The 15406-nt window shown below is 75.4% G+C and carries 7 protein-coding genes; 5 read left to right on the plus strand and 2 right to left on the minus strand.

What is annotated here, in order from left to right:
• The first annotated feature begins 80 nt into the window (after window positions 1–80).
• From J2S46_RS35575 to J2S46_RS35595, 5 genes are all read left to right on the plus strand, one after another.
• Complete coding sequence (locus tag J2S46_RS35575) at window positions 81–5660, plus strand: non-ribosomal peptide synthetase/MFS transporter (RefSeq protein WP_191292181.1); 5580 nt, start codon at window positions 81–83, stop codon at window positions 5658–5660.
• Entirely contained in the window at window positions 5647–8859 is a 3213-nt protein-coding gene (locus J2S46_RS35580) for a non-ribosomal peptide synthetase (RefSeq protein ID WP_191292180.1), read from the plus strand. Before J2S46_RS35575 ends, J2S46_RS35580 begins: the two co-directional genes overlap by 14 nt.
• A 256-nt stretch (window positions 8860–9115) precedes the next feature.
• Window positions 9116–9679, plus strand: coding sequence for a hypothetical protein (locus J2S46_RS35585; protein WP_191292179.1), 564 nt, complete (start codon window positions 9116–9118; stop codon window positions 9677–9679).
• Window positions 9680–9882: 203 nt separating this feature from the next.
• The gene (locus J2S46_RS35590; protein WP_229913054.1) at window positions 9883–10653 is read left to right on the plus strand and encodes an SMI1/KNR4 family protein; all 771 of its coding nucleotides are present in this window, start codon (window positions 9883–9885) and stop codon (window positions 10651–10653) included.
• Window positions 10646–11107 carry a hypothetical protein gene (locus J2S46_RS35595; protein WP_229913053.1) on the plus strand — a complete coding sequence of 154 codons (462 nt, stop codon included), beginning with the start codon at window positions 10646–10648 and terminating at the stop codon, window positions 11105–11107. The genes J2S46_RS35590 and J2S46_RS35595 overlap by 8 nt, the downstream gene beginning before the upstream one ends.
• A gap of 74 nt (window positions 11108–11181) precedes the next feature.
• On the opposite strand, the gene J2S46_RS35600 is transcribed toward J2S46_RS35595, so the two are convergent.
• Entirely contained in the window at window positions 11182–12006 is an 825-nt protein-coding gene (locus J2S46_RS35600) for a 4a-hydroxytetrahydrobiopterin dehydratase family protein (protein ID WP_229913052.1), read from the minus strand.
• A gap of 107 nt (window positions 12007–12113) precedes the next feature.
• A complete protein-coding gene (locus J2S46_RS35605) occupies window positions 12114–15365 on the minus strand; it encodes an AMP-binding protein (protein WP_229913060.1) in 3252 nt (1083 codons plus the stop codon).
• Window positions 15366–15406 lie beyond the last annotated feature (41 nt).

Genomic DNA, 15406 nt, shown 5'->3' on the forward strand with positions numbered 1-15406 from the left:
GTCCGACACCCACCGGTGCCGAGCGCCCCTCGCCGCGCACCCCATCCGCCTCCCCTCCGCGCGTCCCGAACAGGAAACCGATGAGTGATACGCAGGACCTCCCGGCAGACTGGTCCGCCACCAAGCGGGCCCTGCTCGCCCAGCGACTGAAGGGCGCGGCCGCACCGGCGCGGACCGTCGGACGCCGCCCTGCCGGCGCCACGCCGCCGCTCTCCAGCGGGCAGGAGCGGCTCTGGTTCATGGAGCAGTTCGCGCCCGGCAGCACGGCGTACGCGCTGGCCCCGGCCCGCCGGCTGCGGGGGCCGCTGGACCGGGCCGCGCTGGACGCCTCACTGGCCGACCTGGTGGCCCGGCACGAGGGTCTGCGGATGGCCTTCCCCACCAACGACGACGGCATCGCCGAAGTCACCGTCGCCGAGCCGGGGCCCTTCCCGGCCCGCTTCCTGGACGTCTCCGCGGCCGAGGCCGGCGACCCGGAGCCGGACCCGGAGCGCCGTGCCGCCGCCGCCATCCAGCGGGCCGTCGCCGAGCCCTTCGACCTCGCCACCGGCCCGCTGCTGCGCGCCCTGCTGGTCCGGATCGCCGACGAGGACCACGTCCTCGCCCTGGTGATGCACCACATAGCCTGCGACGGCTGGTCGGTGGACATCCTCAACCGCGAGCTGTCCGCCCTCTACGCCCGCCACGCCGACGGCACCGGCGAGGCCCTCCCCGAGCCGGAGGTCCAGTTCGGCGACTACGCCCGCTGGCAGCGGGCCCGGCTGGCCGACGGCTCGCTGACCGCCTCCCGCGCGTACTGGCGCGAGGAACTGGACGGCGTCCCGGCGCTGGAGCTGCCCGCCGACCGGCCGCGCCCGCCGGTGCTCACCTTCGAGGGCGCGGTGCACCGCTTCCGCTGGAGCGCCGGGGTGTCCGACCGGATCGGGGAGCTGTCGCGCGCCTACGGCGCCTCCCGGTACATGGTGGTGATGGCCGCCTTCCAGGCCCTGCTGTCCCGGCACAGCGGGCAGTCGGACTTCGCGATCGGCTCGCCGGTGGCGGGCCGCCTGCACCGCGAACTGGAGGACGTGGTCGGCCCGTTCGTCAACATGCTGCCGATCCGCGCCGCCCTCGAACCGGAGCTGACCTTCGGCCGGCTGGTCAGCCGGGTCCGCGAGACCACCCTGGACGCGTACTCCCACCAGGAGGTGCCGTTCGAGCAGATGGTCACCGACCTCGCCGTCGAGCGGGACGTCAGCCGCTCCGCCGTCTTCCAGACCACCTTCGCCTTCCAGAACTACGGCGACCGCGCCGCCCCCGGCAGCCCCGCCATGCCGCTCGGCAACGAGGGCTTCGGCTACGAGAGCACCACCACCCACTTCGACCTCGCGCTCTACATGAACGAGCTGGAGGACGGCCTGCTCGGCGTCCTCACCTACCGCACCGACCTCTTCGACGCGGACACCATCGCCCGGCTGGCCGACCGCTTCGAGGTGCTGGTGTCGGCCGCGCTCGCCGACCCCGACCTGCCGGTCTCCCGCCTGCCGCTGCTGACGGAGGCCGAGTCCGCCGCCGTCCTCGGCAGCTGGGCCGCCGGCCCGGAGCTGCCCGCCGACGGCCCCGCCACCCTCACCGAACTGATCGCCCGCAGCGTGGCGGCCGCCCCGGAGGCCCCGGCGCTGGTCTTCGAGGACCGCACGCTCTCCTACGGCGAACTCGACCTGCGGGCCAACCGGCTGGCCCGGCGGCTGCGCGGGCTCGGGGTCGGTCCTGACACCCGGGTCGCGGTCTGCCTGGAGCAGTCGCCGGAACTGGCGGTCGCCCTGGTGGCGGTGCTCAAGGCCGGCGGGTGCTACCTGCCGCTCGACCCGGAGGCCCCCGCCGCCCGGCTGGACGCCCTGGTGGCCGACGCCGGCGCACCGGTGCTGATCACCGACACCGGCCTGCGCGGCCGGCTGCCGCGGTTCGCCGGCGCCGCCGTCCTGGTCGACACCGAGCCCGGGGACGGGGACGGCTCGCCCCTGCCGGAGCTCTCCGGACCGGACGACCTCGCCTACGTGATCTACACCTCCGGCTCGACCGGCACCCCGAAGGGCGTCGCCGTCCAGCACCGCGAGATCCTCAACTACCTGGCGGGCGCGGGCGACCGGCTCGGCATCGTGCCGGGCGCGAGCTACGGGCTGCTGCAGTCGCTGTCCTTCGACTTCAGCATCACCATGCTCTACCTGGCGCTGGCCACCGGCGGGCGGGTCCACCTGCTGCCGCGCCGGATCGCCGGCGTCGAACTGGCCGAGCGGATCGAGACGCTGGGCATCGACTACCTCAAGATGACCCCCTCGCACCTGGCCGCGCTGACGGCCGACGTCGAGGCCCGGCAGCTGCTGCCGCGCCGCGCCCTGGTACTGGGCGGCGAGGCCAGTGCGTACGCCTGGGCACGCGAACTCGCCGCGCTCGGCGTCTGCGCCGTCTTCAACCACTACGGGCCCACCGAGGCCACCGTCGGCGTCACCGTGCACGAGGTGCCGCCCGCCGACGGCACCGAGGTCACCGGCAGCACCCCGATCGGCCGCCCGCTTGCCGGCGCCCGCTGCTACGTGCTGGACGAGCACCGCAGACCCGTCCCGCCGGGCGTCACCGGCGAGCTGTACCTCGGCGGCGAGCGGCTGGCCCGGGGCTACCTCGGCCGGGACGACCTCACCGCCGAGCGCTTCCTGGAGGACCCGTTCGCCGCCCCCGGCGCGCGGATGTACCGCACCGGCGACCTCGCGCGCTGGCGCGCCGACGGGACCCTGGACTTCCTCGGCCGCGGCGACCACCAGATCAAGGTCCGCGGGTACCGGGTGGAGCCCGGCGAGATCGAGGCGGCGCTGACCGCGCTGCCCGGCGTCACCCAGGCCGTGGTGGTCGCCCGGGGCGAGGGCGTCAAGCAGACCCTCGTCGCCTACCTGGAGCACCCGGAGCCGGCCGCCGCGCCGGGCACCGGCGAGCTGCGCGCCGCACTGCTGGACGTCCTGCCGGACTACATGATCCCGGCCCGGTTCGTCGTGCTGGACCGCCTGCCCCTGCAGGCCCACGGCAAGGTCGACCGCAAGGCGCTGCCCGCGCCCGAGGAGGGGGCCGGCGCCTCCTCGGCCGAGTGGCAGGAGCCCACCGGGGAGGTCGAGGAGTTCGTCGCCGCGATGTGGGCGGAGCTGCTCGAAGCCCCCCGGATCGGTGCCCTGGACGACTTCTTCGAACTCGGCGGCCACTCGCTGCTGGCCACCCAGGTGGTCGCCCGGATGCGTCGCGCCTACCCCGAACTCCCCACCCCGATCGGGGTGATGGACCTCTTCCAGCACTCCACCGTACGGGCCCTGGCCGCCCTGGTCTCCGCCCCGCGGACCGACCGGGGCCCGCGCAAGCTGCTGCACCGCCTCACCCCGCAGCGCCGCACCACCGCCAGCATCGTCTGCGCCCCCTACGGCGGCGGCAGCGCGCTGATCTACAAGCCGCTCGCCGACGCGCTGCCCGAGGAGTGGGCGCTGCACTCGATCGCGGTCCCCGGCCACGAGCTGGGCGAGCAGGCGATGCCGATCGAGGAGGTCGCCGAGCACACCGCGCAGGAGATCCTGGACGGCATCGAGGGCCGGATCGTGCTCTACGGGCACTGCGGCCTCGGCGTGATGCTCACCGTCGAGATCGCCCGCCGGCTGGAGGCGGCCGGCCGCGAGGTGGAGGCCGTGCACCTGGGCGGCATCTACCCGTTCGCCCGCCCCAAGGGCCGCGGCTCCGCCGTCGCCGAGCGCTTCGCCGAGCTGGCCGAGAAGCTGCGCAGCGACCAGGGCATGGTCAACGCGCTCGCCGCCGCCGGACTCGACGTGGACGAGGTGGACCCCGAGCAGCTGCGGCTGATCGTCCGCAACCGGCGGGTCGGTACCAAGGAGGCCGAGCGCTACTTCACCCGGCTCTTCGCCGAGGAGGGTGGCGGCCGGCTGCGCGCGCCGGTGATCTCCGTCGTCGGCGACCGGGACCCGGCCACCGAGTTCTACCAGGAGCGGTTCCGCGAGTGGCACCGGATCACCGACACCGCCGCCGTGGTGGTGCTGGACGAGGCCGGGCACTTCTACCTCAAGTACCGGGCCGAGGAGCTGGCCACCGTCCTGACCGCCGTGCACCGCTCGATCGCGGCCGGCACCGAGGACGAGCACCGCCGCGGTGAGGACGACACCTGGTGGCTGCAGGACGTCTCCCGCTCGCCGCTGGCCGCCCCGCAGCAGAGCGCCGAGGTGATCCGCCCCAGCATGCGGCGCTTCCTCACGGTCGCCACCGGCCAGCAGATCTCGATGATCGGCTCGGCGCTCACCGAGTTCGCCCTGCCGGTCTGGATCTACCTGCAGACCGGCTCGCTGGTCCAGTTCGGACTGCTCGCCGCCTGCGGCCTGGTCCCCGGAATCCTGGCCGCACCCGTCGCCGGCGCCGTGATCGACCGGGGCGACCGCCGCAAGATCATGATCGGCGGCGACATCGCGGCCGGCCTCACCCAGGCCCTGATGCTCGTCCTCTACCTGGCCGGGAGCCTGGAGGTCTGGCACGCCTACGTCCTCATCGGCGTGCTCTCCACCGCCCTCACCTTCCAGCGCCTCGCCTGGGGCTCCGCCGTCCCGCAGCTGGTGCCCAAGCGCTTCCTCGGACGGGCCAACGGCGTGGTCCAGATGGCCTTCGGCTTCGCGCAGTTCCTGGTACCGCTGTTCGCCGTCGGACTGCTCGCCGGCATCGGCCTCGGCGGCATCCTCGGCATCGACGTGCTCAGCTACACCGCCGCCACGGCCATCACCCTCGCCGTACGCTTCCCCAAGGCGATGGCCTGGACCCGCCGCGAGTCGGTCACCGCCGAGATCCGGGCCGGCTTCCAACGGTCCCTCGGCAGCCGGCACTTCCGCTCGATGCTGCTCTACTTCGCGGTCCTCAACATCTTCCTCTCCCCGCTCTTCCTGCTCACCACCCCGCTGGTGCTCTCCTTCGGCGAACTGCACGACACCGGCTGGGTCGCCACCGGCGGCGGCCTCGGCGCGGTGCTCGGAGGCCTCACCCTGCTGGTCTGGGGCGGCCCCCGGCACCACCGGCTGCGCGGCGTGCTGCTGGCCACCCTCGGCCTGGCGGCGGCCTGCTTCGTCACCGGCCTCGGCCCGAGCCTGCCGGTGGTCGCGATCGGCGCCTTCGGCATGGCCTTCGGACTGGCCCTGGTCAACGGCGTCTACGCCACCATCATCCAGACCAAGGTGCCGCTGCGGTTCCACGGCCGGGTGATCGCCGTCAACACCATGGTCGCCTGGTCGACCCTGCCGATCGGCTTCGCCGTGGTCGCGCCCTTCGGCCCCCGGCTGGCCCAGCCGCTGATGGACGACGGCGGCGCCCTCGCCTCCACCGTCGGCCGGGTGATCGGCACCGGCGAGGGCCGCGGCATCGGCCTGATCTACCTGCTGTTCGGCCTCGCCATGGCGGTGCTCGTGCTGGTCTGCCTCTGCATCCCCGTCCTGGCGCGGTTCGACCGCGAGGTGCCCGACGCCCAGTCCGACGACCTGGTTGGCCTGGAGACCCTGCAAGCCCGCGCGAAGCGCGCCGCGCCCGGCGCCGCGACCGCCGCCCGCACCGCCGGCCCGGCGGCCGACCCGAAGAACGAGGTGACCCGTGACCGGTCCTGACCCGGCGGCCGGCCCCGCCCTGACCCACCCGCTGACCGCCGAACAGCGCCGGCTCTGGTTCCTCCTGCAACTGGACCCGGACGACGCCGGCTTCAACATGTACCTGGCGCACCGCTGGAGCGGGCCGCTGGACCAGGGCGCCCTGCGCGCCGCACTGGCCCGGCTGACCGCCCGGCACGACATCCTGCGCACCCGGTTCGAACTGCGCGGCGAGGAGCCCGTCCAGGTGGTCGGCCCGCCCGCCGCCGTGGACCTCGCCGTCCGCGAACTGCCCACCGAGGCCGGGGAGTCCGCCGAGGACCTGGAGCGCCGCTTCACCGAGGCCGCCGCCCCGTACGTCAACACGCCCTTCGACCTGGCCGCCGCCCCGCCGCTGCGCGCCCTGCTGTTCACCGCCAAGGGCGGCGGTGAGCACGCCGTGGTCGTCGTCCTGCACCACATCGTCTCGGACGGCTGGTCGGCCGGCACGATGTGGCGCGAGCTGCTCGCCCTCTACCGCGAGGAGATCGGCGAGGCGCCCGCGGATCTGCCCGAACTCGCCCTCCAGTACGGTGACTTCGCGCGGGCCGAACAGGCCAGGACGGCCGCCGCGGACCCCGACGAGGCCTACCGCTACTGGTACGGGCGGCTGCAGGGCATCTCTGCGCTGACCCTGCCCACCGACCGCCCCCGGCCCGCCGGCGGGACCCACCCCGCCGCCTTCCACGACGTCGAACTCGGGCCGGAACTCACCGCCGGCCTGGACCGGCTCGCCCGCGAACAGCGCTGCACCCCGTTCATGGTGCTGCTCGCAGTCCACCAGAGCGTGCTGGCCCGCTGGACCGGCCAGGAGGACTTCGCCGTCGGCACCCCGCTGGCCGGCCGCAACGAGGTCGCCCACGAGGCCCTGCTCGGGTACTTCAGCCGTACCGCCGTCGTCCGGGCCGACCTCACCGGCGAGCCGGACTTCCGGACCGTGCTGCGCCGGGTCCGCTCCGCCACCATGGCGGCGCTCAGCCACCAGGACATCCCCGAGGAGCGGCTGGCCACCGAGCTCGAACTGCCCAGCCTGCCGGGCCACTCGGCGCTCTACCAGACCATGTTCGTGCACCAGAGCCAGCACGACCTGACCGCCGCCGGCGCCGGCCCCGGGCCCGCGGGCGTCCGGCTGGCCCCGATGAACTCCGGCTTCGCCCGCGCCAAGACCGAACTCCTGCTGGACAGCTGGCGCACCGAGGGCGGCGGCCTGACCCTCTCCTTCTGCTACGACCTGGACGTCTTCGAGCACTCCACCGTCCAGGCCCTGGCCGGCCGCTTCACCTCGCTGCTGGGCAGGGTCGTCGAGGACCCGGAACTCCCGCTGCACGGCGACTGGTTCCTCGACCCGGACGAGCGGGCGGCGCTGCTCGCCCAGGGCACCGGCCCCGCCGCGGGCCCCGCCCGCCCGATCCTGGAACGCTTCGCCGCCCAGGTCGCCGCCCGGCCCGGCGCACCCGCCCTGGAGTACGACGGCGAAACCCTCGACTACGCCGAACTCGACCGCCGCTCCACCCTGCTGGCCCAGCGGCTCGGCGACCGGCGGGGACACGCCGTCGCCGTCCGGATCGAACCCTCCTTCGCCCTGGTGACCGCCCTGCTGGCGATCTGGAAGGCCGGCGCGGGCTACCTCCCGCTCGACCCGGCGCACCCCGAGGAGCGCCAGCGGCTGATGACCCGGGAGGCGGACGCGAGCCTGCTGCTCACCGGCGGCGACACCCCCGACCTCGGCCTGCCCGTCCTCGTCGTCCCGACCGAGTGGCCGGCCGGGGAAGCAGCGCCCGAGGCCCTCCCCGGCACCGCCCCGGACGGCGTCGCGTACATCCTCTACACCTCCGGCTCCACCGGCACCCCCAAGGGCGTGGTGGTCGAGCACGGCGCGCTCGCCGAGCGCGTCGACTGGATGGCCGGCGACGGCTACCACCTGCAACCCTCCGACCGGGTCGTCCAGTTCGCCTCCATCGGCTTCGACACCCACGCCGAGGAGATCTGGCCCGCCCTGACCGCCGGCGCCTGCTGCGTCCTGCTGCCGGGCGGCGGCCGGATGCTCCCCGACCTGCTGCGCTCGCCGCACGGCAGCACGGTCACCGTGCTGGACCTGCCCACCGCCTACTGGCACGAACTGGTCTCGCTGGGTGAGCAGACGCCGTGGCCGGCCGCGCTGCGGCTGGTCATCCTCGGCGGCTCGGAGGCCTCCGCGCAGGCCGTCGCCCGCTGGCGCGAGCGGCACGGCGACCGGGTGCGCCTGGTCAACACCTACGGCCCCACCGAGGCCACCGTCATCGTCACCAGCGCCGACCTGGGCGCCGCCGACACCGCCGGCCGCCCGCCGCTGGGCCGCCCGCTGCCCGGCGTGCGCTGCTACGTCCTGGACCGGCGCGGGCAACTGCTGGCGCCCGGCTCGGAGGGTGAACTCCACCTCGGCGGCAGCGGGTTGGCCCGCGGCTACCTGGCCCGCCCCGAGCTGACCGCCGAGCACTTCCGGCCCGACCCGTTCGCCGGCCCCGGCGCCCGGATGTACCGCACCGGCGACCGGGCCCGCTGGCGCACCGACGGCCGGCTGGACTACCTCGGCCGGGCCGACGACCAGGTGAAGATCCGCGGTTACCGGATCGAGCCCGCCGAGATCGAGAACGCCCTCACCACCCACCCGGCGGTGGCCCGCGCGGTGGTCGTGGTCCGCGACGGGCGCCGGCTGATCGGCTACGCCGTGCCCCGGCAGGGCGCCGAACCCGCGACCGCCGCGCTGCGCGAGCACCTGGCCGCCCGGCTGCCCGCCTTCATGGTCCCGGACGCGCTGGTCCTGGTGGACGCGCTGCCGCTGACCGCCAACGGCAAGCCCGACCTGGCCGCCCTGCCGGAGCCGGACCCGGCCGGCGGGCTCGGCGGCGAGTACCTGGCACCGCGGACCGACGCCGAGGTGCTGGTCGTGGAGCTGTGGCAGGAGGTGCTCGGGGTCGCCAAGGTCGGCGCCCTCGACGACTTCTTCCAACTCGGCGGGGACTCCCTGCTGGTGACCAGGGTGGTGGCCCGGATCCGCGCCACCATCGGCCTGGACGTCCCGATCCGCGACGTCTTCGAGAGCGCCACCCCGGCCACCCTGGCCGCCCGGATCGAGGCACTGCTGATCGCCGAGATCGACGCCCTGTCCGAGGACGAGGCCGCCGGGCGGCTCACGGACTGACCGGCCGCCCTCACCATGCCGACGCCGGCCCGGGACAACTCCCGGGCCGGCGTCGACGTGGTCCGGCGGTCGGTCCACCCGACCGGCCGCCGCCTCGGCCCCCTGCGCGGGCCGGAACCCAAGCTGCCGGTCGATCTGCCGTAGACCCCTACCGCAGCTGCATAGCCTGACGGTCGACGCGCCGACACCCTGTGACGCGTCGTCAAACACGCGGCCTCACCAGGCCGCTGTCACCGGAAGGATCCGATACCCACCCATGTCCAGCATCCGCTCACGGGCCGCCGCGCTGGCGGCCGTCGCAGCGATCGGGCTCGGCGCCCTCACCACGGGCACCGCCCAGGCCGCCCCCGCCCCTTCGGCCGCCATGGTCGCCGAAGCCCCCGCCGCCGCGCCGTCCGCGCCCACCCGCATCCCGATGAACAGTGTGCTCTACCGGAACCAGGCCTGGTACTCGCCGAACGGCCGTGTCCAGCTGGCCATGCAGGGCGACGGCAACGTCGTGCTGTACCGCGACACCACCCCGATCTGGGTGGCCCGCGGCGCCATGCCCAACGGCAACATCCTGGCCATGCAGGGCGACGGGAACCTCGTGGTGTACGCCGCCGACAGCACCCCGCTCTGGTGGAGCGGCACCGGCGGCCACCCCGGTGCCGAACTGACCGTCTACAACGAGGGCGCCATCGCGGTCGAGCTGAACGGCAAGGTCCTATGGACCTCCGCCCCGCCCGCCCCGAACCCCTACCCGTGCCCGCCGTGGGGCCCGCCCTACCCCGGCCAGTACATTCCGCCGTGGTGCCCGGTCTGGCCGTTCCCCAGCTAGTCCGGGCCGGCCGACCCGCTGTGAACGCTCCGTGTCCGTGGTGCTGGAACGGACACGGAGCGGCTGGCCCGAACGGTGTCGAGGGCGAACGGTGTCGAGGGCGAGCGGCGTCGAGCGCGAACGCGTCCGGCCCGTTCCGCCCGTCGTCGACGGCCGTTGTGGCAGGCGGGGGGAGTGTCCGAGCGCGCGTCCAGGGTGCCGACATGACCACGCTCACCGTCGAAGAGTCCTGGACCCGCATCGAGACCTGGCTCGCACGACACACGGCCGTGAGCCGTCGGCTGCTCCGGCCGGCGGCACTCCCGGCGGACATCGCCGCTGCCGAACTCCGCCTCGGCGTGAAGTTCCCGCCGGACCTGAAGGACTCGCTGCTGCGCCACGACGGTGTCCAGCTCCAGGACGGAACGCCGACGTTGGGATACTACGGGCCGCTTTCCGGCGTCGATGACATCGTCCGGAGCACCGAGTTCCTGCGGAACGTCGGCGCGGGCCTCGCCGAGAACGAGGACGCGGGCGAGGGCGAGGGCGAGGACGCGGGCGAGGGCGGAGCCGATCTCGACGAGGAGGAACGCGGCCAGTACGCGAACGGGCCGCACGAACGGCTGCTGATCACCCTGGGCATCGGATGGCAGTCCTCCGACGGGCTCTTCCTGGTCACCCGTCCCGGCCCGCACCAGGGGCGCGTCGGCCGGTACTTCGACGAGGACATCCCTTCCTTCACCCCTTGGCCGGCTGACCGGGCCGGACGGGCAGCCCGTGTCCGGGCGCGGGGGTCAGCAGTGGCAGCGGATCGGCGTCGAGCCCTGGCCCGGCTCGACGGCGCCTTACGCCCTGCTGCTGGCCGCCCTGGCGACGGACCACGGCATCAGGTGGGATCCGGAGGCCGACCGCGACGAGCCGCCGGCGAGCGCACTGCTGCTGCCGGTCCTGGACGACGTGCCGCCGACGCGGACCCCGGTCCCCTCGGTGCGTGACTTCGACCTCGGCGGGCTCGTCGACCGGACGCCGCCGCAGCGCCTGCGCTCCGCGACGGCGGCGCAGCTCGCCCGGTTGGCGTCCGAGTCCGGCATCGACACCTGTCCGGAGATCGCGCAGGCGCTGGAGCGGATCCGCCGGGACGAACCGGTGGATCTCTCCGCCGACGGCGCCCTGGACCTGCGGATGCGGACGCTCGCGGCGGAGGTCCGGGCGGCCCGGGGACTGCTGGAGGCGGCCCGGAACGAACCGGGCCCGGCACCGGTGACGGCGGCCGACCTCGCCGCGTGGGTCGTGCGGGACTCCGCGGCCGGGGCCCTGCGGGAGTTCGTGGAGCTGCCGCTGCCGGCCGCTGCGGCCACGGTCCTGAGCCGGCGCCTGTCGGTACGCTGGCGCGACGACCTCGCCGCCGACCTGGCCGACGGGTGTCCCGCGCCGGACGGCCGGCAGTAGCGGGCCTTCCGAGGAGTCCGGTGATCTCGGGCCGTCGGTCGAAGGTTTTACGGCCGACGGGAACCCGCGCGTCGTCACCTTGTCGGACGCGGACGCGGTGCAGGCACCCTCGGAGCAGGCCCGGGCCGACCCGGGGTCCCGCCCCCTGCTCCGGCACCTCGGCCGGGGGCGGCACCACCGGTACCGCGTCCACCGGCGGTGCGCCTCGTCAGTCCCGCCCCTGCCAGGTGGTGACGCAGGCCTCGTTGCCCTCGGCGTCGGCGAGCACCCAGAACGCCGGCGCCCCGGGTCGCGGACAGCAGCCGGCCGCCGGCGGCCAGGGCGGCCTCGATCCGCCGGGGTGCCTCGTCGTGCGGCACGCAGATGTCGAGGTGGAGGCGGTTGCGCTGCGGGCGGGCCCGGTCCATCCGCTGGAACCAGAGCGCCGGCCCCTGTCCGACCGGGTCGGCCAGCGGGGCGGCGGGGCCGCTCGCCCCGGGCGCGTCGGCGTAGCCCAGCACGGCCTTCCAGAACGGCCGGACCGCCGCGGGGTCCAGCGCGTCGATCGCGATCTCCAGGAGCTGGACCGTCCGCGTGGCCTCCGACTCGGCCCCGGGTTCCGTGCGCGAGCCGGCCGCCCGGACGGCGGCGGAGATCCGGTGGGCGAGATCGATGTCGCGCGTGGTAACCGCGGCCTCGGCCGGCGATTGCAGGGTGAGCAGCACCTGCCCGCGCCGGACGTCGGCCTGGAGGTGCCCGTCGGCGTGTTCGCCGCAGGCCGTCGCCGCGCGGGCCGCCAGCTCGACACCCTCGGCCAGTGACCGGGCCGGGACCGATGTCCGCAGGCTGTCCAGCAGGTAGCGCCAGCCGGTGTCGTTCAGCGCGTCCGAGGCTTCCGGTCCGCTCAGCGTCCGCTCCACGGCGTCATCCTGGCAGTCCCGCGCCCGCCGTGTCCGGCACACGCCCGGGGCGGGGCGGGGAGCCCGCCCCGGCGCCCGCCCCGGGCAGGCGCCTGGGCCGACCGGGCTCAGCTGCCCGTCACCGCGCCCAGCCCGGCCTCGAAGGCCTGGCGGAGCGCGCTGATCGTCTCCGCGGCGAAGGCGTGGGTGTTGTAGCGGAGCCAGCAGCGGAGGCTGCCGTCGGGCTGTTCGGCGGCCATGAGTTCGGGCACGTGCAGGTCGCCCTCGGGCATCGGGACCGGGACGGTGTTGCTGCGCGGCAGGTCCCACGGGGCGCAGGGGAGACCGGGGAGCTGGGCGGGGGCGTTCCAGCTCTCGTAGCGGATCCAGGCGGCGAACGGGGCCTGCGGGCTGAACTCGGCGAAGGGGTACAGCTGGTGGTCGAGGGCGGCCACGTAGGTGCGGCGCATCCGGTCGATCAGTTCGGCGTGGCCGGGGGCGCCGGAGGCGTCCACCCGCAGCAGCAGGGACTGGACGAAGCAGCCGACGGTGCGTTCGGACTCGGGGGTGGTGCGGCCGGGGACGGGGGTCATCAGCACCAGGTCGGATCGGCCGCCGTGCTCGGCGAGGACGGCGCTCCAGAGGGCGGCGACGGCCAGGAACGAAGTCGCGCCCAGCTCGGCGGCGCGCTCGCGCAGGGCCTCGGCCCGGGCCGGCGGGACGGTGAACTCCTGGGCGTCGGTGAGGAGGGTCCGGGCCTGACGGCGGCCGGGGAAGGGGTCCAGGGCGGCGGGCGCCCCGGCCAGCGCGCGGGTGAAGTGCGCCCGGCTCGCGGGCCACCGGGCGTTGGCGTCCGCGACGAGTTCCCGGTAGCCCGTCCCGGGCCGGGGCGCCGGGACGGGCCGCCGGCGGCGGAGGGCGGAGTACGCGATGCCCAGGTCCTGGAGGACGATGCCGAGCGACCAGCCGTCGCTGACCATGTGGTGCACGCCCAGCATCACGATGTGGTCGGCCGGGCCCCGGCTGGCCACCAGCAGCCGGGTCAGCGGCTCGCGGGCGAGGTCGGTGAGCCGGTCACGTTCGGTGATCAGCCGGGCGTTCACCCGGGCGTCGTCCGCGCCCTCCAGGTCGAGGAGGGTGATGTCGGCGCGGGGTTCGGGGTGCAGGACGGCGCGGACGATGCCGGGCCGGCCTGCCACGGGCAGGAAGGCGGTGCGCAGTGCGGGGTGGCGGCGGACCACCTCCAGGACGGCGCGGCCGAGCAGGTCGGGCTGCAGGGCGCCGGTGACCCGGAACTGGACGGTGACGGTGCCGGCGTCGCGGCCGGGCGCCTCGGCCGACCAGCGCAGGAAGTTCTCCTGCTGGGAGGTGAGCGGCAGGTCGTGGGCCTGGGCCCGCAGTTCGGCGAGGAAGGGGGAGACCTCGACGGCCGGCGCGGCCTCCGGCTGCCCCGCCGCCTCACCCGCCACCTCACCCGCCGCCTCACCCGCCACCTCACCCGCCACCTCACCCGCCACCTCACCCGCCACCTCACCCGCCGCCTCGCCCGACCGGCCCGTGTCGCCCGCTGCGTCCTGGCCCGCCGCCGCGCCGCCCGCCGCACCGGCGCGGCGGCCGGGGGCGTCGAGCCAGGCGGCCTGGGCGCGCAGGGAGGGGCGTTCGAAGACCAGCGCGGTGCCGGCGGCTGCACCGAACTCGGCGGAGATGGCGGCGGCGAGCTGGACGGCGCGGAAGGAGTCCCCGCCGGCGGCGAAGAACTCCTCCTCGACGCTGCGCACCGGGCGGCCGAGCACCCGGCGCCAGAGCGCGGCCAGGGCGAGCTCGGTCGGTGTGCCGGGGGCGGGGCCGGCCGCCGGAGCGGCCTGCGGGGTGTCGAACCGGGCCCGCAGCAGGTGCTTGACCACCTTGCCGCTGGGGTTGCGCGGCAGGGTGTCGGTCAGCAGGATCCGCACCGGCAGCTCGGGGCGGCTGAGTCGGGCGGCGAGGAAGATCCGCAGGTCGTCCAGGTCGAGGCCGCCGGCGGCCGGGACGACGGCGGCGACCGGCACGCTGCCCATCACGGGGTGCGGCACGCCGAGGGCCGCCGCGTCGGCGACCCGTGGGTGCTCGTGCAGCACCTCCTCGATCCGCAGGGTGGAGACCTTGAGGGCGCCGGACTTGATGATGTCGCTCTCCCGGTCGACCAGGTACAGGTGGCCGTCCGGGTCGAGCCGCCCGAGGTCGCCCATCCGGACCCAGCCGTCCTGGAACACCGCGCCGCCGGGGGCGCCGGCGCCGATGTAGCGGCGCGGCGGGCCGGGCTGGCGCAGCCAGATGTCGCCGGTGGCGCCGGGCGGCACGGGGTGGCCGTCGGGGTCGAGGATCCGCAGGTCGGCGGGGTCGGCGGGGCGGCCGACCGAGCCGGGCCTGGTGGGGTCGACGATGGTGGAGATCTGCGCGGGGGAGGCCTCGGCCGAGGTGTAGGTGTTGACCACGGTGGCCTTGGGCAGGGCGGCTGCCAGGGCGGTGGCGACCGGCGCGGGGAGCGCCGCGGCGGAGCAGCTGACCAGCAGGATGCCGGTGAGGTCGTGCCGTTCGGCGACCTTGCTGTTGACCAGTTCGACGGCCATCGAGGGCACCAGGAAGACGGTGCCGACGGCGAGTTCCGCGACGGCGCGGGCGAATTCCTCGGCGTCGAAGCGGGGGAGGCAGACGGTGGTGGGGTGCCCGGTCAGGGCGCTGACCAGGACCACCTGGGCGGCGTTGGTGCCGATGGGGAAGGCGTGCAGGGCGTGGCCGGAATGGGCGTACGGGCGTGGGCGGGGGTTGAGCACCTGGCCCGCGGTGAGACTGGCGTGGGCGGCGAGGACGCCCTTGGGCGCGCCGGTGGTGCCGGAGGTGCCGATGATCTGCGCCGGGTCCTCGGGCGCGGGCCGGTGCGGCGGCGGCCCGTCCGGGGCGTCCCCGCCGGCCGTCCCGTTCGCGCCCGTCCCGTTCGCGTCCGTCAGGTGGTCGAGCAGCAGGTCGGCGAGACCGGGGACGGCCGGGCGGGCCGCGCCGCGCAGCGCCGTCCGGGCGTCGGCGAGTTCGACCAGGCGGGCGGTGTCGGTGGCGGAGTGGTCCTCCCGGACGGCCAGCGCGACGGCGCCCGCGTACTGGACGGCCATGAAGGCGACCGCGTACCGCTCCCACTCCTGGTTGGTGAACAGCAGCGCCACCCGGTCGCCGGGGCGCACCCCGGCGCGGGCCAGCCCGTGGGCCGCGCGGACGGCGCTCGCCCGCCACTGCCCGTACGTCACGCTGCCACCGCCCCGGACCAGCAGGGCGACCCGGTCGCGGTGGGTGCCGGCGCGGTGGTCCAGCAGGTCGGGCAGGGTCAGCGGGCTCTGGGCGGGATCGATGACGACTCCAGGTGTGGTGACGGTCCGGCGGACGGCTGGTC

Source organism: Kitasatospora herbaricolor (genome assembly GCF_030813695.1).
In the GTDB taxonomy this organism is placed as follows: domain Bacteria; phylum Actinomycetota; class Actinomycetes; order Streptomycetales; family Streptomycetaceae; genus Kitasatospora; species Kitasatospora herbaricolor.